We start from the raw sequence: 24,315 nt of genomic DNA, 5'->3' as shown, positions 1-24,315 counted from the left end.
CCAGTCGGGCAGGACCGTTCAGTACACCCCGTCGGTCGCTTTCGAACCGACGGCCCGCCGTTCCGGAATCGGCAACGCCGTGTCGTCCGTGATGTTGTCGGTCGCCGTTTCGGGCTGGATCGTTGCGCCGGTCAGCGCAGGCGCGTTGCGCGGATTGGGCTCCATTCCCGGCGCGAAGGCTTCCCAGATGATCTGTTCATCGCCAACGCGGGCCGGTTCGCCTGTCCGCGCATTGATGCGGATCAGGCGGACATTCTCGGGTACCCGGAAGGGCAGCCCCGGCTGATCGGCCAGTGCCTCCGCCATGATCGTCTGGAAGATCGGCGCGGCGACGCTTGAGCCGGTTTCCTGTCGGCCCAGAGGCTCCGGATTGTCGAAGCCCGTGAAGACACCGACGGCAAGATCGGGCGAGAAACCGATGAACCAGGCATCCCTGCTCTCGTTCGAGGTGCCGGTCTTGCCGGCCAGTGGCTTGCCGACCTGCGCGATGCGGGCGCCGGTCCCGCGGCGCACGACGCCTTCCAGCATCGACACCATCTGATAGGCGGTCTCCGCCCCGACGACGCGCGGCCTCTCGTCGGGCAGCAGGGGCTCGGGCTGGTGCTGCCACTCACGCACCAGGCAGGTATGGCAGTCCCGGGTCTCGTGCCGGAAGATCGTCCGGCCGGTGCGATCCTGTACCCGGTCGATGATCGTGGGCCGGATACCGCGTCCCCCATTGACCAGCATCCCGTAGGCTGCAGTGAGCTTCAGCAGCGTGACCTCACTGGAACCCAGCGCGTTCGCCAGGGTCCGGGGCAGGTCATCGTAGATGCGGAACCGTTCCGAATAGTCACTGACCACGTCCATCCCGACCTTCTGCGCCAGCCGGACGGTCATCAGGTTGCGCGATTTCTCGATGCCGAGGCGCAATGTGCTCGGCCCGTAGAACCGGTTGGAATAGTTCGACGGCTTCCACTTGCCCTGCCCGCCGCCCTGATCGATGACGAAGGGCGCATCGAGCACCAGCGATGCCGGGGTGAACCCATGCTCCAGCGCCGCCGCATAGACGAAGGGCTTGAAGGCGGAACCGGGCTGGCGCGCGGCCTGTGTCGCGCGGTTGAACTGGCTGCGCTCATAGGCGAAGCCACCGACCAGCGCCAGCACCCGCCCCGTGTGCGGGTCGAGCGCGACGACACCACCGTCGATGCGCGGCATCTGGCGCATCTGCGGCTTGTCCGGATCTTCCGTGTCCGGCCCGATCAGCACCACATCGCGGACGGCGAGCACATCGCTTGCGGCCTCCGGCGAGGCGCCGACCAGGCCGTTGCGCAGGGGCTTGCGGGCCCATTTCAGACGTTCAAGCGGCAGGTCCACGCGGGTCTTGTCGATCAGACCCAGCTCGGCCCCGTCACGGTCGACCGCCAGCACGACGGCAAGTTGCCAGTCCTCGGGCATCCCCGCAGGGGGACTGACAGCCGCCAGCCGGGTCGGCCAGTTGTCCATCGCTTCCAGCTGTGTCAGCGGGCCACGATAGCCATGGCGGCGGTCATAGAGGATCAACCCCTCCCGCAGGGCATCACGGGCGATCTCCTGCAGCCGCGGGTCCATGGTGGTCTGGACCGACAGGCCGCCGTCATACAGACCGTCCTCGCCAAAGCGGTCGGCCAGTTCCCTGCGCACCTCCTCCGCGAACCAGTCGGCCTTGACGAAGTTCACGTCGCGGCCACGGCGGGCCTCCAGCGGTTCGGCCAGGGCCTCCCGCGCCGTCTCTTCGGAGATCATGTCCTGCACCACCATGCGCCCGATGACCCAGTCCCGACGGGCAACGGCGCGCTTGTGATGGCGATAGGGGTCGTAGTTGCTGGGGGCCTTGGGCAATGCGGCCAGGAAGGCGGCCTCCGCCACCGTCAGCTCGTTCAGCGGCTTGTCGAAGTAGGTCAGCGCCGCAGAGGCAACGCCATAGGACCCCTGCCCCAGGTAGATCTCGTTCAGATAGAGTTCCAGAATGTGGTTCTTGTCGAACGCCTTCTCGATCCGCATCGCCAGGATCGCTTCCTTGATCTTGCGCTCGTAGGAGACCTCGTTCGTCAGCAGGAAGTTCTTGGCCACCTGCTGCGTGATCGTGGAGGCACCGACGGGACGGCGTCCGGTACCGAGATTGCGTAGGTTCTGCACGATGGCCCGGGCCACGGCGCGAAAATCAACGCCGATGTGATTGTAGAAATCACCGTCCTCTGCCGCCAGAAAGGCATTGATGACGCGGCGCGGCGTCGACTGGATCGGCACGAACAGCCTGCGTTCGCGTGCATATTCAGCCAGCAGCTGACCGTCACCGGCATGCACCCGGGTGACGACAGCGGGCGAATATTCGGCCAGCTTCTCATGCTCCGGCAATTCCCGACCGAAGTGCCAGAAGGCATAGGCAACGAAGCCGGTCACCGCCAGCGCACCAAGTACGCCGAGCGCTGTCAGCCAGAGAAAGATCTTCCAAACAATACGCATGAACTCAGCTTGGTCCGGTACCCGATTGATGTTTCATCCGGTTGATACAGCAAACACTAGGCCAGAATCATGGCCCTGCGAAGGCAATCGGACCGTGGCCGGATCCCTGATGGGAACAGCCGGTGAAACATCAGGCGATCTAGCGCCTGAAATAGGCGTCGATGGCGTCTGCCAGACCATCGGCGATCCGCTGGCGGGTGCGGGACGATTTCAGTTGCGCCTCTTCCTGACGGTTGGTCAGGAATCCGACCTCCACCAGCACCGAGGGCACGTCCGGTGCCTTCAGCACCCTGAACCCGGCGAAACGGTGCGGATTGGAACGCATTGTGATGCGTTGCCCCAGTTCGACGACGACGGTCTGGGCCAGGGTCGCGGACTGATTCATGGTCTCGCGCTGGGCCAGGTCGATCAGGATCGAGGTCACATCGTCCGCCTCGTCACTCAGGTCCACACCGGCAATGATGTCTGAACGGTTCTCTCGTCGCGCCAGCGCCGCTGCCTCCCGGTCGGAGGATTTCTCGGAAAGCGTGTAGACCCCTGCCCCGCGTGCCGTCCGACCAGCGGCGGCATCGGCGTGCAGCGAAACGAACAGGTCCGCGTTCGCCCGGCGTGCAATCCGCACACGGTCACCCAGGCGCACGAACCTGTCCCCGTCGCGTGTCATCACGACCCGGTAGTTGCCTCGGGCGCGCAGGGCATCCCGCAGCGCCAGGCCCAGACTCAGGACAATATCCTTCTCCCGCGTGCCCCCTGCGCCGATCGCGCCCGGATCAACGCCACCATGCCCCGGATCGATGACGACCACACGACCGGCGCCGGGTCGCCGTGGCGGCAGCGGCGGCACCCCGCTGGGCCAGAAGGCCACGTCCTGTTTTTCCGCCACCGGCTTGGCGGCCGCACTCTCCTGCTTCGCGGCGGCAAAGGCCGCCCCGTCGGCAGCCCGCAGGTCGATGACCAGCCGCCACTGCTGCCCGGCCTGCGGCGGCAGGGCAAAGACCCTGTGTGCAACCACTGGCTGGTCCGCATCCATCACCAGCCGGCCCGTATTGGCCCGGAACTGACCGAAGCGCAGGTCGCGGATCAGGCCACGGGGCGGATCGGGGCGCCCCTCCAGCGCCCAGTCCGTGTCGGCAAGGTCGACAACAATCCGGAACGGATCCTCCAGCAGGAACAGATTCCACTCCGGCTTTGCACTCAGATCCAGGACCACGCGTGTGGTTGCAGCATTCTCCCCGGTGCGAATCGCGGTGATGGCGGTGGCGTATGCTGCGGACAGCGGCGCGCAAAGCAGCACGAACAGCACCGGCAGCAACATGACAGGCCAGAAGCCTGCGTACCCGGGAAAGTGCCTCCGAAGGCCGCTTCCGCTCACCTTTCGTCCCATCTTCATCAGTGGCAAAGGAGCCTTGCGTCAGGGGTTGCGGCGCACCGACCAGGTTCTTTCCGTAAGGTAGTGCACAATGCTTGCTGCAACATGCTGCAATTTGCTAGTGTCGCCATGCGAGTTTCCAGTGCCGCCGTGTTGTCCGGTTCCGACCGGCCCTGCGGCGCGGTAGGGATGAGCTCCGACGAAAGGTAATCCGGGTCAGTATCTCTGGCCACTCCCTTGTTCAATCGACCGCCCGGACGACAGGACGGTCAGGGGGTGACATGGGACCCGGTGACCAGATCGTCCCAGCCCATCCGGTCACCAAAATGATGACCGCCGCCCAGGGCATCTGGAGAGATTATTGAAACTCGGGATTTGTCTGCGCACCCGTTGGGTGGCGACGGCAGGGACTGACGGACCGCATCATGGCGAGCCGAAGGGGTTTAACCTTTTTCGGCGCCGTTCGATGTCTGGGCCCGACCTTGCAGATCCTGACATAACATATGGATGGCCCAGTACCACTGACTCGCCGGTACCGCTGCCATCCCGGAGATATGGCTAATGGCCACTCGTATGCTGGTCGATGCGGCACATCCGGAGGAAACCCGGGTTGTGATCGTGAAGGGCAATCGCCTTGATGAATTTGATTTCGAGGTCGACAGCCGCAAACCCCTGAAGGGCAACATCTATCTGGCCAAGGTCACCCGTGTGGAACCTTCGCTGCAGGCGGCCTTCGTCGAATTCGGCGGCAACCGCCACGGCTTCCTGGCCTTCAACGAAATCCACCCCGACTACTACCAGATCCCCGTCGCGGATCGCGAGGCACTGATCGCCGAGCAGCAGCGCGAGGTCGCCCGTGTGGCGGAGGCTGAAGAGGCCGAGATCGAGGAAGAGGGTGAAGGCGAGGACGATCAGTCCTCCGAGGACGGTGACGACGAGAGCCGTTCGTCCGGCAATGGCCGCAACCGGCGTGGACGCGGTCGTGGCCGCAACCGTCGGCGTGGCAGCGGCCCGACCTCCGACGAGGACTCGGATCTGGGCGTCGAGGACGTTGGTGGTGATGAGCTGGAGGAGGACATCGCGCCGCGCCGTCCGTCACAGCACAGCCGTCCCTACAAGATCCAGGAAGTCATCAAGCGTCGCCAGATCCTGCTGGTGCAGGCGGTCAAGGAAGAACGAGGCAACAAGGGCGCGGCCCTGACCACCTACCTGTCGCTCGCCGGTCGTTACTGCGTGCTGATGCCGAACACGGCACGGGGCGGCGGCATCAGCCGCAAGATCGCCAATGTCGCCGACCGCAAGAAGCTGAAATCCGCCGTGAAGGAACTGGACGTGCCGGAGGGCACGGGCGTCATCGTCCGCACCGCCGGGGCCAAGCGCACCAAGTCCGAGATCAAGCGCGACTTCGAGTTCCTGCTGCGCCTCTGGGACGACATCCGCGACCTGACCCTGCGGTCCACCGCGCCGACCCTGGTCTATGAGGAAGCATCGCTGATCACCCGCGCGATCCGCGACTTCTATTCCAAGGACATCGACGAGGTCCTGGTGGAAGGCGAGGACGGTTACCGCGTCGCCAAGGACTTCATGAAGCGGATCATGCCGTCGCACGCGAAGAAGGTTCAGCCCTATCGCGACCGCATTCCCCTGTTCCACCGCTACCAGGTGGAACAGCAGCTCGACAGCATGTACGGCAATGAGGTCACCCTGCCGTCCGGCGGCTATATCGTCATCAACTCGGCGGAGGCGCTGGTCGCCATCGACGTGAACTCGGGCAAGTCCACCAAGGGCCGGTCCATCGAGGAAACGGCGACCAAGACCAATCTGGAGGCCGCAGAGGAGGTCGCGCGCCAGTTGCGGCTGCGCGATCTGGCCGGTCTGGTGGTCATCGACTTCATCGACATGGACGAGTCCCGCAACAACCGGGCAGTCGAGCGCAAGCTGAAGGACTGCCTGCGCGTGGACCGTGCCCGCATCCAGATCGGGCGGATCAGCCACTTCGGGCTGCTGGAAATGTCGCGCCAGCGCCTGCGCCCCGGCGTGCAGGACGTCAACATGATGCCCTGCAGCCATTGCCATGGCCTCGGCGTCGTCCGTTCCATCGATTCGACGGCGCTGCACCTGCTGCGCTCCATCGAGGAAGAGGGCATCCGCGAGCGTTCAGCCGGTATCCGCATCCACATGCCGGCGGAGGTCGCGATCTACATCGTGAACCACAAGCGCCGTGCCCTGGCTGAGATCGAGGAACGCTACGGCTTCGCCGTGGAGATCGCCGCAGACATGGAACTGGTGTCCCCGGATCACCGGATCGAGCGCATCGCCGCCTCCGAGATCAGTGAGGAGATCGAGCGCCCGCAGCGGGAGACCACTGCTCCGGCGATCGAGCACGAAGATGATGAGGATGCGGCGGATCAGACCAACGCCCACAGCGACGATGACGAAGACGAGGCCGAGCAGCGGGGGTCGGATGACGATGGTGGCCGCCCGCGCAGCCGTCGCAGGCGCCGCCGGCGCGGCGGTGCCTCCTCCGATCAGGATTCGAACGGCGACAGCAGCGGCCAGGAGGCTTCTCAGGGTGATGATGCCGATGGCGGCAAGTCCGAGGAAGCCGCGTCGGGTGGCGACGATGATGACGACGGCGAGGGCAAGAACCGCCGCCGTCGCGGTCGCCGTGGCGGCCGGCGCAGGCGTGGCCGGAAGGACGACTACCAGTCGTCGAATCAGCAGAACGGCAGCAGCGATGTCGCACCGCTGGGCGATGGCGAGGTCAATGAGGAAGGTATCCAGTCTCCGTTCCTGATGGCCGCCGCAGTGCCGCCGTCCCAGGTCCAGGCCGAGATCGTTGCCGAACAGAGCAGCCCCGACGACGAGCCTGCTGACGGCACGACGCCCGACCAGGCATCGCCCGATCACGCTTCGGATGAGACCGGCAACGGTGAAGCGGAAGCAGAAGCGGGCAGTGACGACACCGTCGAACCGTCCGGTTCCGGGGACGTCGCCGATGCATCGAATGACGATGCGCCGGAAGCCTCTGCCGAGCAGGCCGAGGAAGAAGGCCAGCCCGCTGACGATGATGCCGTGCCGGAGCGGGCGCCCGAGGCTGAGGCCGAGGCCGGGACAGAGACCGAAACGGAAGTAGAGGCTCCTGCGGCGGCAGAGGCTGAGGCAGAAGTCGAGGTTGCAGTCGAGACCGAGGTGACATCGGACGCTGAGCCGGAGCCGGTCGCCGCATCTGCGGAAGAGCCGGAGACCACTTCGGCGGCAGAACCGGCACCCGAACTGGAGCCGGTCGCCGACGCCGCGCCAAAGGCCCCGGCCAAGCGCGGCTGGTGGTCACGCAAGCGCCGCGACGACTGACCCTGACAGCGAGCGGGCGCTCACGCGCCCATTCGACTGGTCGAACAGGCACCATCCTCCAATGCGTTGGGGGATGGTGTTTTTCGTTCCGGTCGCGGCCTTCAGGGTCGGCAAAGAAAAAGCCACCCCGACCTGTTGAAGGGTCGGGGTGGCTTCATGTTCCGGCCAGAGCTGGCGAGGACGCCGGTCAGGCAGCCTTCTTCAGGAAGCGGGCGCCCAGTGTCTCGGCGATCTGGACCGTGTTCAGTGCGGCACCCTTGCGCAGGTTGTCCGACACCACCCAGAGGTTCAGGCCATTGTCGATGGTCGAGTCCGCACGGATCCGGCTGATGAACGTGGCGTAATCGCCAACGCACTCGACCGGTGTGATGTACTGCTCCTCTTCCGGGTTATCGATGACCATGCAGCCCGGGGCCTCGCGCAGCAAATCGCGCGCTTCGTCCGCGGACAGCGGCTCCTCCAGTTCCAGATTTACCGCCTCGGCATGGCCGACGAAGGTCGGCACCCGCACGCAGGTCGCGGTCAGGCGGATCTTCGGGTCAAGAATCTTCTTGGTCTCGACCATCATCTTCCACTCTTCCTTCGTGTCGCCGCCATCCAGGAACACGTCGATGTGCGGGATGACGTTGAAGGCGATCTGCTTCGTGAACTTGCTCGGCTCCGCCGCCTGGTTGACGAAGATACCCTTGGTCTGGCTGAACAGCTCGTCCATCCCCTCACGCCCGGCACCGGACGTCGACTGATAGGTGGAAACCACCACACGACGGATGCGGGCGCGGTCGTGGATCGGCTTCAGCGCCACCACAAGCTGCGCCGTGGAACAGTTCGGATTGGCGATGATGTTGCGCCTGGCAAACCCGGCCAGGGCGTCGGAATTCACCTCCGGCACCACCAGCGGCACATCCGGATCCATGCGGAACGCGGAACTGTTGTCGATCACGACACAGCCCTGGGCCGCGGCCTTCGGCGCATACTCCCGGGCAATGTCGCCACCGGCGGAGAACAGCGCGATGTCGTAGCCCGTGAAATCGAAATCATCGAGGGCTTTCGTTTTCAGGGTCCTGTCGCCGAACGTGACTTCCGTACCGAGCGAGCGGCGGCTGGCAACAGCCGTCACCTCATCGGCGGGGAACATGCGTTCCTCCAGAATGTTCAACATTTCGCGGCCCACATTGCCCGTGGCACCGACGACGGCGACGCGATAGCCCATCTCCCTCGTCCTTTCGATCAGAGAATTCTGCCGCACCCGACTGATGCGGAAGTGGGCGGAGAGATACGCCTTGCCCAGGCAACAGGCAAGTGCTGCACGGCTGAAATATCCTAAGGTGCGGTCAAGCGACCGGGCAGGATCAGCCTATCCTGCCGCCGAATGGGCAGCGAAGCGCCCCCGGATCTTGCCCAGGATCCAGCCGAGCACAGGCAGTCGTTCGTACATCTGGCTGGCCGCATCCCAATAGTCGATATGCTCCGTCACACGACCGTCCGCATCGAAGACGACGACGCTGGTGCCGGTGACAATCCACTTCTCCTTGCCCAACGCGCTGACGTAACCGCTCATGGTCCAGCGCAGCCATCCTGTCTGCCCGTCCAGGCACCGCGCATCGACCACCAGGGCGTAGTCGCGGACATCGCGCAGCATCGCGGTGAACATGCGCTGCAGACGCTCATGGCCACGAAAGTCGCTGAACGGGTCCTTGAAGCGGGCATCGGCTGCATAGACATCCGGCACCCGCTCAATGTCAGCCGTCGTCATGCCCTCAAAGAAGGCGACGTAGTACTCAAGAGGATCGGCTGCGCGTTGTCCATCGGACGAGGGGGAAGTAGAGGGCATAGGGCAGACACCTCACCATTTTCAGGATCGTCGTGAAGACAAAAGGGAACCTGACCTCGAACCCGCGACCGATCACACCATCGACCAGCCGCTCCGCCGCCTGTTCGACCGGCATCAGAAACGGCATCGGGTGATCGTTGCGGTCGGTCAGCGGGGTCTTCACGAACCCCGGATTGACCACGCCCATATGGACGCCCAGCGGTTTCAGTTCGCAGTGCAGGGCCTCTGCCATGTTGATCAGCGCCGCCTTCGAAGCGCCATAGCTTGCGGCGCGCGGCAGGCCGCGATACCCGGCGACAGAGGAAACGACAAAGATGCGACCGGCCCCGCGCTCGATCATGCGCGGCAGCAGGGGCTCGAGACAGCGCGACGCGCCGACGACATTCAGGTCCAGCGTGGCGCGCATCGCCTCCGCCGTGAACGTCTGGGCTGTCGTCGGGGTATAGCTGCCGGCACACAGGACAGCCGATCCGATGGGACCAAGCTCATCCTCGATCCGCGCGACGACCGCCGCGATAGCTTCCGCATCGGTGATGTCACCGGGGAAGGCCGTGATGTCGCCCAACTGGCCCGCCGCCTCTTGCGCCAGCCTGTTCAGTTCGTCCTCGCGTCGCGCGGTCGCCGCCACGCGATAGCCGCGCCGCGCGAACTCCAGCGCCGAAGCGCGGCCAATCCCCGAACTGGCTCCGGTTATCCAGACTATTCCACTCATTCTGTACGCTCCGCCAATCCCTCGGCGGCCCTGCACTTCTCGCAGCGATACTCGATCCGTTCGCCACCCTTCGTCAGGAACCGCAGTTTCACCCACCGGCCCGCAGCGTCGTACCAGACGTCCACATCGTGCAGGTCACCCGTGTAGAGATAGCGATCCGCCATGACATATCCATGTGCGGTTTCGACCCGCTCCTGACCCTTGGCGTTGATTGAAACGCTGGCCAGATGCCCGGTCAGCGTATTGAGCACCCGCGTCTGGCCGATGATTCCCGGATGCCAGTGATTGGACGGGAACAGCGCTCCCTCCACCCGACGAAGGCCACCCGATCCATCGACCACCACTTCCCCGCCGAACCGCCGGGCGGAAACCTCCGCCTGCGTGCCGTCATCGTTCACGGACGCGTCCAGCGACTGCAGCGCGGCCCCATCCCAGACGGAACTTGACCCATATTCGAAGCGATAGGCCGTGATCCCGAGGAATTTCACGCGGGCACGGAAGTCGATCTGGACGTCGACCAGATCACCATCGCGCCGGAACTGCACGGTGTGCGTACCGATCTGGCGATCCTTGCGCCAGACACTGAACCGGATATCGGAGCCATACATGACCAGGGGGTCGAAGGCGGACCCATGCGCGGTCGCCGCACGGGCAGCACGGTCGACTGTCATCAGGACGAGAAGAACCGCGAGCAGGATCGCGGTTGCAGGCCATGAAGATGGATTTCGGCGTGGGGTCATGATTGATAAGCTACGCCGCGACCTGCGGATCGGATCATGCCCCGGGGCAAGAATGCTGGACATCTGCTGAAATGACCATTGCGCTGATCATCATCGGACTGCTGATTGTGGCGTTTCTGCTGGGCCCGCGGGCGCGGGTGCGGGATCGTGTCAGCTATGAGCGGGGGGAACTGGGTCAGGATCCGGTGGAGACCCTGGCGCGCCGGGAAGCCCGGTTCAGCGATATCCGCCCGGGACTGGACAGGGAGATCGTCTGGCGCGATCCGGCAGCCCGTGACAGACGCCCATGGGCCGTGGTCAACATCCACGGCTTCTCGGCCAGCAAGCAGGAGCTTCGCCCGCTGCCTGACATCGTGGCTGAGGGTCTGGACGCCAACCTCTACTTCACGCGTCTCGCCGGTCACGGCAGGACGGCATCGGCCATGGCGGAGCCGGACGCCGACGACTGGCTGGACGATATGGCAGAGGCGCTGGAGGTGGGGAAGCTGCTGGGTGAGCGGGTGCTGGTGCTCGGCATGTCCACGGGCGCGACCCTGGCCGCCTGGGCGGCGATGCGCGATGACATGCGTCATGACATGGACGCCATCGTGTTCATCTCACCCAACTTCGAGATCCGGCGGAACGGCACCCGCTATCTGACCATCCCCTGGGCGCGGCAACTGCTGCGGCTGTTCATGGGCCGGATCAATCCCATTCGGGAGGGCGAGAATCCCGCGTTCAGCCAGGCCTGGACCACCGGATATCCGGCCGAAGCGCTGTTGCCGATGGCGGCTGCCGTCCGTCATGTGCAACGTCTGAAGCTCGAGGAAACCAGCCAGCCCGCGCTGTTCATCCATTCACCCGACGACCAGGTGATCAGCGTGCCGCACGTGCAAGCGACGTATCAGCGTTGGGGCGGCGCACCGAAGGCCATGATCCAGGTGACCGACGCCGAGGACAAGCTGCAGCACATCATTGCCGGGGACATTGTCAGCCCGACACCGACACGGCGGCTGGCCGATCAGGTGGTGGACTGGGTGAGGTCCCTGTCCGCGAACTGAGCGATACGTGCGGAGATCTCGTCCGGGATCTGATGCGCGATCCAGTGATCGTTCTCCGGATAACGGTGCACGGTGATGTCCGGTCCGGCCTCCTGCATCCGCTCCAGGTTTTCCGGCGCGAAATAGGGATCCCCCTCCCCCCAAAGCACCATCGTCGGGACGGAAACCTGCGTCTCGGCAACCGTCCGAGGCGCCGCATCATCGCCACTCGGCGGACCCGACCTGTTGGCGCGGTAATAGTTCAGACCACCGGTCAGGGAACCCGGCAACTGCCAGTGCGCCAGATAGGCCGCCGCATCGTCCTCCGTCAGGTGCCCGGCCTTCAGTCCGGGATCGAGAATGTTGGTGCGCAGACCCGCGAAATCGTCCCGGCTGACCAGCATCTCGGCCTGTTCGGAGCGGAAGGCCAGCATGTACTGGCTGCGCGTCACCTGTTCACTGTCGGGCTGGCGCAGCAACTCGCTCATGATTCCCGGATGGGCACAGTTGATGATCACCAGACGGTCGATCAGGTCGGGACGGCGGATGGCCACTTCCCAGGCCATGAAGCCACCCCAGTCATGCCCGACCAGAATCACCTTTTCCCGCCCGTAGGCCGCGATGATACCCGCGACGTCGTCCACCAGATTGCCGATCTCGAAGCTCTCCAGATCCTCCGGCTTCTCCGTCAGGTTGATGCCCCGGCAGTCCGGCGCCACGCAGAACCAGTTGTCCGACAGGGTCTCGAGCTGCTTCCGCCAGGCGTACCAGAACTCGGGAAAGCCATGCAGGAACAGGATCATGGGGGACAGCGGATCCCCGGCCTCGGCGCAGTGAAACCGAAGGCCATTGGCCTGAACGTCAACATGGCGGATCGCATTCGTACCCATCGGATCAGTCCTCCCGGAAGCGCCCATAGGCCTGTTCGGAGGCAATGATGACATGCTCTTGGCAACCGTTGAGGCGATGGTGGTTCTGCGCCTCGTAGTCCGCCGACGTGATGAAGCTGCGGAAGGCCGCCTTCGACGGATAGCGGACCAGGGCCACGAAGTCCCAGTCGCCGAACTGCGCCGGACCGAACGACGCTCCCTTCGCATCGCCAGTCCAGATGATGCCGCCGCCGACGCCCCGGATCAGGTGGTTCACGCCCTTCGAATAGCGCACGTAGGCGTCCCAGCCACTGCCATCACCGTCCAGAGATTTCTCCCGGAACTTCATCAGGTTCACCATGACAACCGGTGTGTCATCGGCAATCCGTGCCAGTGTCTCGTCGTGCAGTTCGTCAATCGCGGCCATCATGCCCTCCCCGATAGCTGTCCCGGCTCTGCCAAGAATGGAACCGAAACGAAAACAGGGGCCGACCATGTGGCCGACCCCTGCTTTTCGTCAACAGTCGTCAGACTGTGGATCAGTAAGCGATGTTCTCGCCAATCCGTACCCAGCGACCGCCCTGAACCTGCGACAGGAAGGATTCGTTGGATCCCTGACGCTTCTCCGGACCGAAGCTCTGAACCGGACCACCGAAGATGTCGCGATAACCCTTGATCTGCTCGAAGCCCTTGATCATCGAGTCGACTGTCAGATCCTTGCCGGCGTTCTGCAGCGCGAGAACGGTCATGTCAGCAAAGATGTAACCGAGCTGGGCCGGGAAATCCGGGTTCTTGCCGAACTTCTCCTTGTAGGAGTTGTACCAGTTGCGAACCAGCGGATCCGGGTTGTCGCCATAGGCCATCTGGAAACCGGTCATCGCCATGAAGCCCTCGGTCACGCCACCCTTGGCACCGGCGGTGTAGCCGTTGTAGGTCGCGATGGAACCGACGAAATCGACATCCCAGCCCATCGAACGCGCGGTCACGTAGGGGATGATCGTGTCGGAGACGATGGTGCCCATGTAGACAACGTCACAACCGGCCTCACGCAGCTTGGTGACGGACGCGGTGAAATCCTTGTCTGTCGGCTTGTGCGCAGTTTCGGCGATCAGCGACTGGCCCATGGCCTCCGCCTGATCCTTGGCACCGAATTCGATCTCGCGACCGAAGTCCGTATCCTGGTACATCGTGCAGGGCTTGGTCTTGCCGCGGGTTTCCGCGAACAGCTTCACAGCCGCACGGATCTGATCGTAGTAGGTCGAGCCACCAGCGAACTTCAGCTTGTGGAACGGCTCGAACATCTGCCGCGCGGACGAGAACGGGAACAGGTTCGGGATGCCCGCAGCAAGCTGACGCGGCAGCACAGCGTTGTTCATCGGGGTGCCGAGCGCGGACAGCATGGTGAAGACGCGGTCACGGTTGATCAGCTTGTTGCCCGCCTGAACGGCCTTCGGCACCTGATACTCGTTGTCCTCGATCACCAGCCGGATCTTGCGACCGTGGATGCCACCTTCGGCATTCACCGCGTCGAACCGCTGACGCATGCCTTCGACAGATGGCACACCCCAGACCGCAACCGGGCCCGAAAGCGCCGTATGCGTGCCGATCAGGATCTCGTCATCGGTCACGCCGCGCTCTGCGGCCTGCGCCGCGCTTGCGATCATTGTTGCCGTGGCGGCCACTGCAGCCAGGCCAAGAAGCTTCTTTTTCATCCGATCCTCCCTGTTTCCGGCCCCGTTTGGTTCAGGACCGTTTCTGTGACACCAAGTCTATCAGAATTCCGTTTCAGACAAAGCGTTTCACCCATTTGTGGCACCAATCAGGCCGCTTCCGAATACATGCTGTCGATCAGGCTTTCGTACTTCTTCTCGACGAACTTCCGCTTCAGCTTCATTGTCGGCGTGACCTCGTCGTCTTCCGGGTCAAGCTGCTTGTCCAGCACGCGGAACTTCTTGATGGTCTCGACCCGGGCGAACTTTGCGTTCACCCGCTCGATCTCCTCCGACACCAGTTCGATGACTTCGGGTGCGCGTGCCAGCGATGCAAAGCTGGTGAAGGCGATGTTGCGTTCCTGCGCGAACTTCTCGACCATCTCCTGATCGATCATGACCAGCGCCGTCAGATACTTGCGACGGTCACCGATGACCACTGCGTCAGAGACATAGGGCGAGAACTTCAGCTCGTTCTCGATCTCCGACGGGGTGATGTTCTTGCCACCGGCGGTGATGATGATGTCCTTCATCCGGTCGGTGATCTTCACATAGCCCTCGTTGTCGATGGCACCGACGTCGCCGGTGTGCAGCCAGCCGTCGACCACCGTCTCCGCCGACTTCTCCGGCTGGTTCAGGTAGCCCATGAAGATATGGCGGCCCCGCAGCAGGATCTCCCCCTCCGGCGAGAGCTTGCATTCGGCGTAGCGGGCGCAGCGGCCGACTGTACCGAGCTTGATGTCGCCGGGCAGATTGGTGGTGGCGAGACCGGTGTTCTCCGTCTGGCCATAGAGCTCCAGCATTTCGATGCCCAGCGCCATGTACCAGCGGATCAGCTGCGGCGAGATCGGCGCGGCACCCGTGCCGACCCAGTCAACCCGTGACAGGCCGAGGACGTTGCGGACATTGCGCAGGACCAGGAAGAGGCCGATCCTGAACTTCAGCTTCTCCAGGAACGTCGGCTCCTGCCCCTCCAGCTTCTTGTCGGCGACGGCCAGGCCCCAGTCGATCGCGACCTTGTAGGCGAACTGCTGCAGCTTGGTGGCATCACGGACGGCAATGTTGATCTGCGAATAGAGCTTCTCCCAGATCCGCGGCACCGCGAAGAAGGTGGTCGGCTGGATCTCCTGGATGTTCTCGAACACCGTCTCCGGGTTCTCGACGAAGTTCGCGATATTGCCGGTATAGAGTGAGAAATAGGTCAGCGTGCGCTCCGCCACGTGGCAAAGCGGCAGGAAGGCCACGCGCTCCCCGCCGGTTTCCTGCGGCAGGATCTGGGTGCCATTGGCCATCTGGAAGCACAGGTTGTCATGGCTGATCATCGCGCCCTTGGGCGGGCCGGTGGTGCCGGAGGTATAGACCAGAATGGCCATGTCACCCGGCTCGGCCCGCTGCAGCAGTTCTTCCCAGCGTCCCGGGTTCGCATCATTGTGCGCCTGACCGCCGGCCAGAAAATCACTGAAGCTGACAACCATGGCGTCCTCGAAGGTCGCCAGTCCCTCCATGTCGAAGACCACGATCAGCTTCAGGCTGGGGCACTGTTCGCGCACGGTCAGCACCTTGTCGAGCTGTTCCTCATCCTCGACGAAGATCACGCCGGTCCGGGAGTCATTCACCAGATATTCGACCTGGGCCGCCGCGTCGGTCGGATAGATACCGGCACAGGCGGCACCGATGCCCTGAATGCCCATGTCGGTGAACATCCATTCCGGCAGCGTGTTGGACAGGACAGCCACGACATCGCCCTTGGCAACGCCATGCTTGTCCAGCGCCATGCCGACATTGCGTGCCTTGTCGCCGAATTCCGCCCAGGTGATCGCCTTCCAGATCCCGTGGTCCTTCTTGCGCATGGCGATCCTGCTCGACCAGTTCGTGACGCGATGCCAGAACATCTGCGGCACTGTCGTGGCGTCGGGATCGTCCACAAGAATCAGTTCACGGCCATCTTCGGCCATCTGTCGGGTCTCGGTCAGCCTTGCGGTCATGGTCTGCTCCGCCTTCTCCCGTTGCACGATACGGTCCGAACCTGCGCCGGGAATGAATCCCGGGGCCGTCGCCCTATCGCCAGAGTTTCTTCTTCTTCCAGCGCCGTTCGCCACGTGCGCCTTCGTCCTTCACGCCCAGGTAGAATTCCTGGATGTCCTCACGCTGGATCAGCTTCTCGCATGGGTCCTCCATGACGATCCGCCCGACCTCCAGCACATAGCCGAAATCAGCGGTCTTCAGCGCCATGTTGGCATTCTGCTCCACCAGCAGCATGGTCACGCCGCGCTCCTTGTTCAGGCGCACGATGATCTCGAAGATCTCCTTCACCAGACGCGGGCTCAGCCCCAGCGACGGCTCGTCCAGCAGCATCACCTTCGGTCGCGCCATCAGCGCCCGGCTGATCGACAGCATCTGCTGCTCACCGCCTGAGAGCTGGCCGGCCGGCTGCTCCCGCCGCTCCTTCAGGACCGGGAAGTAGTTGAAGACCATGTCGATGTCGTCGACGACACCCTTGGCATCCTTGCGGGTGAAGGCTCCCATCCGCAGGTTTTCCTGCACCGACAGGAACGGAAAGACCTCCCGCCCTTCCGGCACGTGACTGATACCCCGCCGCATCACCCAGTCGGGTTCGCGGGAGGTGATGTCCTCGCCTTCGAACGTCACCTTGCCCTTGCGCGGATCCATGACGCCCGAGATCGTCTTCAGGATCGTGGTCTTGCCTGCCCCGTTGGAGCCCAGCACCGTGACGATATCGCCTTCGTTGACCGTGATGCTGACACCGCGAATGGCCATGATCGGCCCGTAGTAGGTCTCGACGTTGGAAACTGTCAGAATGGGTTCACTCACCGTTCAGCCCCCCAGATACGCGCGAATGACCTCTTCGTTCGACTGCACCTCGGAGGGGCTGCCGAGCGTGAGGACGCGGCCATAGTTCAGTGCGAGAACGCGGTCGGAGACCCGGTTCACCAGGCTCATGTCATGTTCGACCATCAGCACGCTGATCCCCAGCAGGTCCCGGATATCCTTGATCCAGAAAGCCATGTCGCTGGTTTCCTCGACATTCAGGCCCGACGAGGGCTCATCGAGCAGCAGCAGCTTCGGTTCGGTACAGAGGGCGCGCCCCAGTTCCACCACCTTCCGCACGCCGTAGGGCAGGTTGGCGATCCGCTGATCGCGGTACCGGGCGAGGTCCAGGAACTCGATCACCTTCTCCACCTCCTCACGGTGCGCCAGTTCGGCACGCCGGGTGGAGGGCAGGAAGAAGATGTTCGCAAGCAGGGTGCCGCTGCGATGGGCATGGCGCCCGATCAGCAGGTTCTGCAGCACGGTCGCCTGTTCGAAGAGTTCGATGTTCTGGAACGTGCGTGCGATGCCCCGCCCTGCGATCAGATGCGGGGCGGTGTTGGTGATATCCTCGTCATTGAAGATCAGCTTGCCTTCGGTGGGTTCGTAGATGCGACTGATCAGGTTGAAGATCGTCGTCTTGCCCGCACCGTTGGGGCCAATGATCGTGAAGATCTCGCCCTCTTCGATCTCGAAATCGACACCATCCACGGCCTTAACGCCGCCAAAATGGATCGCCAGTTTGTCCGCCTTGAAGAAGGTCACCGCAGCCGCTCCGTCTTCACATAGGATTTCTGCCGCGCAAAGGTCGATTTCTTGTACAGCGGGAACAGATCGAAATAGGTCTTCACCTTCAGCCAGCGGCCATAGAGGCCCATCGGTTCGAAGATGATGAACAGCACCAGCAGCGCACCGAAGATCGCGGCCTCCAGACCCGGCGAATTGACGAAGCGCACCAGGCCGGCGAGGAACTCGACCCCGCCCGCACCGGCCGTCACCTCGTCACGCATGATCGGGATGAAGGACCGCAGCATGATCAGGAACGCGGCACCCAGCACCGCACCCTGAATGGTGCCGATACCACCGACGACGCAGATCAGAAGCAGTTCGATGGAAATGAAGATGTTGAACGCGTCCGGTGCCAGATGGGAGATCTGGTGCGCGAACAGTCCGCCGGCGAGGCCGGTGACGAAGGCGCTGATACCGAACGCCGTCGTCTTGTAGTACGCCAGATGGATGCCCATCGACTGCGCGGAAATCTCCGAATCCCGGATGGCAACGAAGGCACGGCCCGTCGGGCTGCGCAGCAGGTTCCGCGCGATCAGTGCGGCGAGCACCAGCACCGCGATGCAGATGTAGTAGAGCGAGACCGGTGACCAGAGTTCGACCCAGCCGACATGCAGGCCGCCGACCGAGAACCATTCCCCCTGGTACATCGCCTCCGGCTGGATGGAGAGGAAGTCAGGCGCCGCAACCGGCAGCCCGTCAAAGCCGCCGGTGACCGACGACCACTTCGACATGACCTCCTGCGTGATCAGGGCGACGGCCAGCGTGGCGATGGCCAGATAGATGCCGTGCATCCGCAGTGTGGGCAGGCCCACGGCGACACCGATCGCGCCCGCAAGCAGTCCGCCCAGCGGCAGCGAGACGAGAAACGGCACGCCGTTCTGCAGCAGGTAGGCATGCGTATAGGCACCGATACCCAGGAAGGCGGAGTGTCCGAGGCTCGCCATGCCGGTGAAACCGACGGCGATCATCAGACCCATGGCCGCGATGGAGTAGATCAGCCAGAGATTGGCCTCACCCACATAATAGACGCCTGCGAAGATCGGCAGTGCCAGCAGCGCCGCCAGAAAAATGCCGTAACCGATCAGGTCCCCATTGTGCCGCCAGAGGCGCAGGTCCTGTTCGTAGCGTGTCTTGAAAACAAAGCGCATCGGATCAGACCTTCTTCCTGCCCATCTGGGAGAAAATGCCTTCCGGCCGGACAACCATCACCGCCAGAAGCACGGAGAAGACCATGATGTCCTTGTAGCCGGGGGCGAGCAGATAATCGGAGAACTGCTCCACCAGCCCGATGATGATACCGCCCACCAGCGCACCGGGAATGGAGCCGAAACCACCCACGACCGCACCGGCGAAGGCCTTGATCGCGATGAAGCCGATGGACGGGTCCATGACGTTCGCGATCGGCATCATCATGACACCGGTAATGGCAGCGACACCGGCGGAGATGCCCCAGATCAGCGAGAAGATCAGAGCCACCGGAATGCCCATGTAGTAGGCCGCAAGCTGGTTCTGGGACGCGGCCTGCATGGCCACACCGATGCGTGTGCGCTGGAAGAACATGTAGAGGCCGGCGCAGAGCACCAGCGTCCCCACCACCGCCGCCAGCTTGCCCGCATCCAGCGTCATCGCCGCCACCTGCACGGCCTTGCCGGTGAAGGGGGTCAGGAACGCGATCTGTTCGACATTGAAGGCATAGGGCATGACGAACCGCAGCACATAGCCGATGCCGATGGTTGCCATGACGATGGAAAACTGTGGTTGGCCGATCAGACGGCGGATCACGACCACATCCAGCAGGAAGCCGAAGATGATCATGAGCACGACTGTGAGCAGGAAGCCGAGCCAGAAGTTGAGCCCGAAACCGGCAATCAGTCCGAAGGCGATGAACGCGCCGACCATCATCAGGTCGCCCTGCGCGAAGTTCACCATCTCCGTTGCCTTGTAGATCAGCACGAAACCAAGCGCGATCAGGCCGTAGATACAGCCGAGCGCCAGTCCGTTGACGAACAACGAAATATAAATCTGGACGGAATCCACGTCCCCGTATCCTCCCCTGAACCGCACATGGCGGCATTGCCAACCTTCAGAGCCACCGGTCCTGTCCCGAACCTTGTGTCGCCCCAATTCGATTACGCGGGTTTCGCCACGTAACGGCTCGGGTAGGATAGGGGCGGTTTGACGGCTGTCAATTCGTCAACGACAGGGGGAGGACACAAACTTGGCCTATGCAATACCGTTCGTCCGGGAACTGGACTTCGAATACGGGGAGCTTGCGGAGCTGAGCCCGCTGGTCCGCAGGGTGATCTGCAACAATCCGGGCGGGTTCACATTCCATGGCACCGGCACCTACATCATCGGACGCGGCAAGGTTGCCATCGTCGATGCCGGGCCACTGGACGAGCGACATGTGGAGGCCGTGCTGCGCGCGGTGGAGGGGGAAACGGTGACACATCAGCTGATCACCCATACCCACATCGACCACAGCCCGGCCGCGCGGCTGGTCAAGGACGCGACCGGGGCGCAGACCTGGGGCTACGGCCCGCACGGCGGCGATCGCGGCGGCCCGAAGGTGGAAGAAGGCGGCGACCATGACTTCGCGCCGGATCACGTGATTCGGGATGGCGACGTCATTGAAGGTGACGGCTGGTCGGTGGAGGCGGTCCACACGCCGGGCCATACCTCGAATCACATCTGCTTCGGACTGCGGGAGGAGAAGGCGCTGTTCACCGGCGATCACGTCATGGGCTGGTCCACGACCGTGGTCTCGCCGCCGGACGGCAACATGACCGACTACTTCAACTCCCTCGACAAGCTGCTGGAGCGCGATGACCAGCGCTATTACCCGACCCACGGCGCGCCCATCGAGAACGTGCACGACTTCGTGCGGGCCTACCGGGCGCACCGGCAGTTGCGCGAAAGCCAGATCCTGGACCTGCTGAAGGGCGGTCCCAGGACCATTCCGGCAATGGTCGCCACCATGTACGCCGATGTGCCGAAGAACCTGCATCCGGCCGCAGCCCGGTCGGTGCTGGCGCATCTGATCCACATGGTTCACGACGGTCGGGTGGCGGTGGACGGCACAGCCGACGCCCAGGCCACCTACCGCGTCGCCTGAGGAGAGAAGCCATGCTGCGTGAACGCATCGAAGCCAGGTGGATCGACGCCTTTGCCGAGACCTTCCGCCTCTGCGAGGTGAAGCCGGGCGAGGTCTGCGCCATCCTCTCCGAGAGCCAGAGCCGGAAGGTGAATGTGGATCTGGCGGAACTGGCGCTGCAGCGGATGGGGGCGGAGGTCTTTCATGTCGTCCTGCCCTCCCCCCGCCAGACGGCCCCGGCCCCGGTACGCTCGACCGGTGCATCGGATGCGATTCGCGGGCTGGAACCGGTCATCGGCGCGCTGGGCGCTTCCGGTTTCGTCGCCGACTGCACGGTGGAGGGGCTGCTGCATGCACGGGAGCTGCCGGCGATCCTGAAGGGCGGCGCACGGGTTCTCATGGTTTCCAACGAACATCCGGAACTGCTGGAACGCCTGACACCGACACCGGAACTGGAAGCCAAGGTGAAGACCGGCATCAGGATGCTGCGTGACGCGAAGCAGATGCGCGTGACCTCGGCTGCCGGCACGGACCTGACAGTCGATGTGGAGAAGGCGCCGGCAGGCGGTGGCTGGGGCTTCAGCAAGCGCGCGGGCACCATCACCCACTGGCCCGGCGGCCTGTGCCTCTGCTTCCCCGCACCTGGCTGCGTCAACGGCACCATCGTCATGAACACCGGCGACGTGAACCTGACGTTCAAGCGCTACATCGACCGCCCGATCCGCCTGACGATCGAGAACGACTACATCACCGACATCTCCGGCGATGGCGTCGATGCCGCCCTGTTCGACAGCTACATCGCGGCCTGGGGCGACCGGGAGGCCTATGCCGTCAGCCATGTGGGATGGGGCATGAACCCCGCGGCCCGCTGGGACTCCCTGACCGCCTATGACCGCAGCCAGGTCAATGGCACGGAACTGCGCGCCTTCGCCGGGAACTTCCTCTATTCGACCGGCGCCAACGAGGTTGCGGGCCGCCACACGCTCGGCCACTTCGACCTGCCGATGCGGGGACATACCATCAGCCTGGACGGTACGGTGGTGGTGGAGAACGGCGTGCTGCAGGGTGAGCTTGCATGAGCACCGTTCCAACCTTCACGGATAGCGGGTCGGGACCGGCCATCATCTTCCTGCATGGCATCGGCGGCAATGCCGGGAACTGGCAGCCGCAGATCGACATCCTGTCCTCGCGCTACCGCTGCATTGCCTGGAACGCGCCGGGTTACGCCGATTCCCCGGCCCTGCCGGATATGACCTTTCCCGCGCTGGCCGACGCACTTGCGCGACTTATGGATCATCTAGGACTCGAAAGGGCGGTGATCTGCGGCCTGTCCATGGGGGGGTATGTGGCGCAGGAATTCCTTGCCCTGCATCCGGAAAGGGTGCGTGCCGCGATCCTGATGTGCACCAGCGCCGCCTTCGGCAAGCCGGGGGGCGATTTCCAGCAGAAGTTCCTCGCCGCGCGCCTGAAGCCGATGGATGAGGGCAAAACCCCCGCCGATATCGCGCCCGCGCTGGTGGCGGGCATGGTCGGCCCCAACGCCGGGCCGGAGGTTGGTCGGGCCCTGACGGAATCCATGAGCATGATCAGCCCCGAGACCTATCGCCAGGCGCTGAACTGCCTCGTCACCTTCGACCGGCGGGACGCGGTGAAGCAGATCGCCGTGCCGACCTGTCTGATTGCGGGGGAAGAGGATACGACAGCCCCTGCCACGGTCATGGAGCGCATGGCGGCGCGCATTCCGGGCAGCCGCTTCCACGTCATCGGCGGTGCGGGCCACATCGCGAATCTGGAAGCACCGGAGGAGACCTGCCGCCTGATCAGCGGTTTCATGGAGGGACTTCCGACATGAGCATGTGGGCCGACTTCGATCTTACCGACCGGCAGCGTGAACTGGTCGGGCTTGCCACGGAACTTGGTCCGACCTTCGCCTCGCGGGCACCGGAGATCGACCGCGATGCCCGCTTCCCGCACGAGAATTATGCCGACATGCGCGACGCCGGGCTGCTGGCGCTCTGCATCCCCAGCCAGTACGGCGGCCTGGGGGCCGACTACCGGACCTATTTCCTTGTCGCATCCGAGATCGGTCGCCACTGCGGTGCGACCGCGCTGACGCTGAACATGCATTCCTGCTCCATGCTCTGGTCCGGGCCTCTGGCCGACGACCTGCCGATGACGGACGAAGAGCGGCGCGGACATCAGGAGCGCCGGGCCGCGCTGTATGATCTGGTGCTGCATGAGAAGGCGATCTTCGCCCAGCCCTTTTCCGAGCCCCATACCCAGGCGGCGACCGGCAAGGCCCCCTTCGGCACCACGGCGCGGAAGGTCGACGGCGGCTATGTCGTCACGGGAAAGAAACATTTCGCCTCCCTCGCCGGGGCCGCGACGCATTACTCGGTGCTCTGCACTGAGGAACGCGAGGGCAGCGACCTCGACCCGAAGGACACCATCATGCTCGCCGTGCCGGGCGATGCGGAAGGGTTCTCGGTCGTCGGCGAATGGGACACGCTCGGCATGCGCGGCACGGTCTCGAAGAGCCTGGACATCGACGGGGTCTTCGTGCCCGACGCGCATCAGATCATGCCGCGCGGTGTCTACTACAAGGCCGCGATCCAGTGGCCGCACATGTTCCTGACCCTGACCCCGGCCTACATGGGCATCGCCCAGGCCGCCTATGACTTCGTGGTGGCCTTCCTGCGGGGCGAGGTGGAGGGGGCGAAGGGCGTGAAACGTGGCAGCCCGATCAAGCAGTTCGCGGTAGCGGAGATCCGCATCAAGCTGGAGCAGATGCGCGCGCTGTTCCTGGAGGCCGCGACGGATGCCCGCTTCAACCCGTCGAAGGACGCCCGGATGCGGGCCTATGTCGCCAACTACACCATCATGGAGACGGTGAACGACATCTGTCGTCTGGCGATCCGCACCTGTGGCGGCACCTCCATCATGAAGAGGTTCCCGCTGGAGCGGCTCTATCGCGACAGCCGCTGCGGCGCGCTGATGCTGCCCTGGTCGGCGGAAGCCTGCCTGGAGCGGCTGGGCCGGGAATGCCTGTACGAGCGCGGCGAGAGCGACTGATGGCAGGCATTCCGCCACTGCCGCTGCTGCTGTCGGTCCTCGGCCTGATTCCCTTCGTCGGCGGCGTGGTGGCCATCGAGTTCGCGGAGGGCGGCTGGAAGGGCTGGGCGATCTATTCCCTGCCCGTCTATGGCGCGATCATCCTGTCGTTCCTGGGCGGCACCACCTGGGGCTTCGCCCTGGCCGATACACAGCAGCGGCGGGTGTCCCTGCGCCTGATCATCGCCATGGCACCGAGCATCGCCGCCTGGCTGATCCTGTTCCAGCCCCCGGTCAACCGGATGCTGTCGCTCGCCGCCTGCCTGGTGATCTGGGCGGCGGTCGATCACCTGATGGTGCGCCACGACCTGCTGCCCCGCTGGTACCCGAAACTGCGCTGGCCGATCACCCTGATCGCCGCCGCGTCGCTGGTCGTCGGATCGCAGCAGATCGGATAGGCCGACC

The 24,315-nt window shown here is 64.0% G+C and carries 21 protein-coding genes; 7 read left to right on the top strand and 14 right to left on the bottom strand.

What is annotated here, in order from left to right:
- Positions 1 to 18: 18 nt before the first annotated feature.
- Entirely contained in the window at positions 19 to 2,484 is a 2,466-nt protein-coding gene (locus QGV54_RS05835; protein ID WP_281017782.1) for a penicillin-binding protein 1A, read from the bottom strand.
- Positions 2,485 to 2,623: 139 nt separating this feature from the next.
- The gene (locus QGV54_RS05830; RefSeq protein WP_281017783.1) at positions 2,624 to 3,799 is read right to left on the bottom strand and encodes an N-acetylmuramoyl-L-alanine amidase; all 1,176 of its coding nucleotides are present in this window, start codon (positions 3,797 to 3,799) and stop codon (positions 2,624 to 2,626) included.
- 615 nt (positions 3,800 to 4,414) lie between these two features.
- On the opposite strand from QGV54_RS05830, the gene QGV54_RS05825 reads away from it, so the two are divergent.
- A complete protein-coding gene (locus QGV54_RS05825) occupies positions 4,415 to 7,207 on the top strand; it encodes a ribonuclease E/G (protein ID WP_281020082.1) in 2,793 nt (930 codons plus the stop codon).
- A 187-nt stretch (positions 7,208 to 7,394) separates the two neighbouring features.
- Here the strand turns inward: QGV54_RS05825 and QGV54_RS05820 are convergent, their stop codons facing one another.
- The 4 genes from QGV54_RS05820 to QGV54_RS05805 form a co-directional block, all read right to left on the bottom strand.
- The gene (locus QGV54_RS05820; RefSeq protein ID WP_281017785.1) at positions 7,395 to 8,417 is read right to left on the bottom strand and encodes an aspartate-semialdehyde dehydrogenase; all 1,023 of its coding nucleotides are present in this window, start codon (positions 8,415 to 8,417) and stop codon (positions 7,395 to 7,397) included.
- A gap of 144 nt (positions 8,418 to 8,561) precedes the next feature.
- Positions 8,562 to 8,960 carry a nuclear transport factor 2 family protein gene (locus QGV54_RS05815; RefSeq protein WP_348638772.1) on the bottom strand — a complete coding sequence of 133 codons (399 nt, stop codon included), beginning with the start codon at positions 8,958 to 8,960 and terminating at the stop codon, positions 8,562 to 8,564.
- 25 nt (positions 8,961 to 8,985) lie between these two features.
- Positions 8,986 to 9,750 carry an SDR family NAD(P)-dependent oxidoreductase gene (locus QGV54_RS05810; RefSeq protein WP_281017787.1) on the bottom strand — a complete coding sequence of 255 codons (765 nt, stop codon included), beginning with the start codon at positions 9,748 to 9,750 and terminating at the stop codon, positions 8,986 to 8,988.
- Positions 9,747 to 10,421, bottom strand: a complete 675-nt coding sequence (locus QGV54_RS05805; protein WP_348637629.1) for a DUF6134 family protein — start codon at positions 10,419 to 10,421, stop codon at positions 9,747 to 9,749. Before QGV54_RS05805 ends, QGV54_RS05810 begins: the two co-directional genes overlap by 4 nt.
- A 140-nt stretch (positions 10,422 to 10,561) precedes the next feature.
- Here QGV54_RS05805 and QGV54_RS05800 point away from each other — a divergent pair, with 140 nt between their 5' ends.
- Positions 10,562 to 11,530 carry an alpha/beta fold hydrolase gene (locus QGV54_RS05800; RefSeq protein WP_281017789.1) on the top strand — a complete coding sequence of 323 codons (969 nt, stop codon included), beginning with the start codon at positions 10,562 to 10,564 and terminating at the stop codon, positions 11,528 to 11,530.
- On the opposite strand, the gene QGV54_RS05795 is transcribed toward QGV54_RS05800, so the two are convergent.
- The 8 genes from QGV54_RS05795 to QGV54_RS05760 form a co-directional block, all read right to left on the bottom strand.
- Positions 11,491 to 12,399, bottom strand: a complete 909-nt coding sequence (locus QGV54_RS05795; protein ID WP_281017790.1) for an alpha/beta hydrolase — start codon at positions 12,397 to 12,399, stop codon at positions 11,491 to 11,493. The genes QGV54_RS05800 and QGV54_RS05795 overlap by 40 nt on opposite strands.
- 4 nt (positions 12,400 to 12,403) lie before the next feature.
- Positions 12,404 to 12,805 carry a DUF1330 domain-containing protein gene (locus QGV54_RS05790; RefSeq protein WP_281017791.1) on the bottom strand — a complete coding sequence of 134 codons (402 nt, stop codon included), beginning with the start codon at positions 12,803 to 12,805 and terminating at the stop codon, positions 12,404 to 12,406.
- A gap of 112 nt (positions 12,806 to 12,917) precedes the next feature.
- Positions 12,918 to 14,090: an ABC transporter substrate-binding protein gene (locus QGV54_RS05785; RefSeq protein WP_281017792.1), complete on the bottom strand. Its 1,173-nt coding sequence runs from the start codon at positions 14,088 to 14,090 to the stop codon at positions 12,918 to 12,920.
- A 107-nt stretch (positions 14,091 to 14,197) separates the two neighbouring features.
- Positions 14,198 to 16,072 carry an AMP-dependent synthetase/ligase gene (locus QGV54_RS05780; protein ID WP_281017793.1) on the bottom strand — a complete coding sequence of 625 codons (1,875 nt, stop codon included), beginning with the start codon at positions 16,070 to 16,072 and terminating at the stop codon, positions 14,198 to 14,200.
- Between the two features lie 73 nt (positions 16,073 to 16,145).
- Positions 16,146 to 16,919 carry an ABC transporter ATP-binding protein gene (locus tag QGV54_RS05775; protein ID WP_281017794.1) on the bottom strand — a complete coding sequence of 258 codons (774 nt, stop codon included), beginning with the start codon at positions 16,917 to 16,919 and terminating at the stop codon, positions 16,146 to 16,148.
- A gap of 3 nt (positions 16,920 to 16,922) precedes the next feature.
- A complete protein-coding gene (locus QGV54_RS05770; protein WP_281017795.1) occupies positions 16,923 to 17,681 on the bottom strand; it encodes an ABC transporter ATP-binding protein in 759 nt (252 codons plus the stop codon).
- Positions 17,678 to 18,853 (bottom strand): branched-chain amino acid ABC transporter permease, encoded by a 1,176-nt coding sequence (locus tag QGV54_RS05765; RefSeq protein WP_281017796.1) that lies wholly within the window; start codon positions 18,851 to 18,853, stop codon positions 17,678 to 17,680. The genes QGV54_RS05770 and QGV54_RS05765 overlap by 4 nt, the downstream gene beginning before the upstream one ends.
- A gap of 4 nt (positions 18,854 to 18,857) precedes the next feature.
- Positions 18,858 to 19,742, bottom strand: coding sequence for a branched-chain amino acid ABC transporter permease (locus QGV54_RS05760; protein WP_281017797.1), 885 nt, complete (start codon positions 19,740 to 19,742; stop codon positions 18,858 to 18,860).
- 181 nt (positions 19,743 to 19,923) lie between these two features.
- Here QGV54_RS05760 and QGV54_RS05755 point away from each other — a divergent pair, with 181 nt between their 5' ends.
- From QGV54_RS05755 to QGV54_RS05735, 5 genes are read left to right on the top strand one after another with little or no spacing between them, the layout of a single operon-like run.
- Positions 19,924 to 20,820: an MBL fold metallo-hydrolase gene (locus tag QGV54_RS05755; RefSeq protein ID WP_281017798.1), complete on the top strand. Its 897-nt coding sequence runs from the start codon at positions 19,924 to 19,926 to the stop codon at positions 20,818 to 20,820.
- A gap of 11 nt (positions 20,821 to 20,831) precedes the next feature.
- A complete protein-coding gene (locus QGV54_RS05750) occupies positions 20,832 to 21,878 on the top strand; it encodes a hypothetical protein (protein ID WP_281017799.1) in 1,047 nt (348 codons plus the stop codon).
- Positions 21,875 to 22,651 carry an alpha/beta fold hydrolase gene (locus tag QGV54_RS05745; protein WP_281017800.1) on the top strand — a complete coding sequence of 259 codons (777 nt, stop codon included), beginning with the start codon at positions 21,875 to 21,877 and terminating at the stop codon, positions 22,649 to 22,651. The genes QGV54_RS05750 and QGV54_RS05745 overlap by 4 nt, the downstream gene beginning before the upstream one ends.
- Positions 22,648 to 23,871 carry an acyl-CoA dehydrogenase family protein gene (locus tag QGV54_RS05740; RefSeq protein ID WP_281017801.1) on the top strand — a complete coding sequence of 408 codons (1,224 nt, stop codon included), beginning with the start codon at positions 22,648 to 22,650 and terminating at the stop codon, positions 23,869 to 23,871. The genes QGV54_RS05745 and QGV54_RS05740 overlap by 4 nt, the downstream gene beginning before the upstream one ends.
- Positions 23,871 to 24,308, top strand: a complete 438-nt coding sequence (locus tag QGV54_RS05735) for a DUF3429 domain-containing protein (protein ID WP_281017802.1) — start codon at positions 23,871 to 23,873, stop codon at positions 24,306 to 24,308. Before QGV54_RS05740 ends, QGV54_RS05735 begins: the two co-directional genes overlap by 1 nt.
- Positions 24,309 to 24,315: the final 7 nt, after the last annotated feature.

It is taken from the genome of Minwuia sp. IMCC3060 (genome assembly GCF_029909435.1).
GTDB lineage: Bacteria > Pseudomonadota > Alphaproteobacteria > Minwuiales > Minwuiaceae > Minwuia.
The sequence above is the reverse complement of the archived record's forward strand: the minus strand, read 5'-3'. Positions and strand labels throughout refer to the sequence as shown.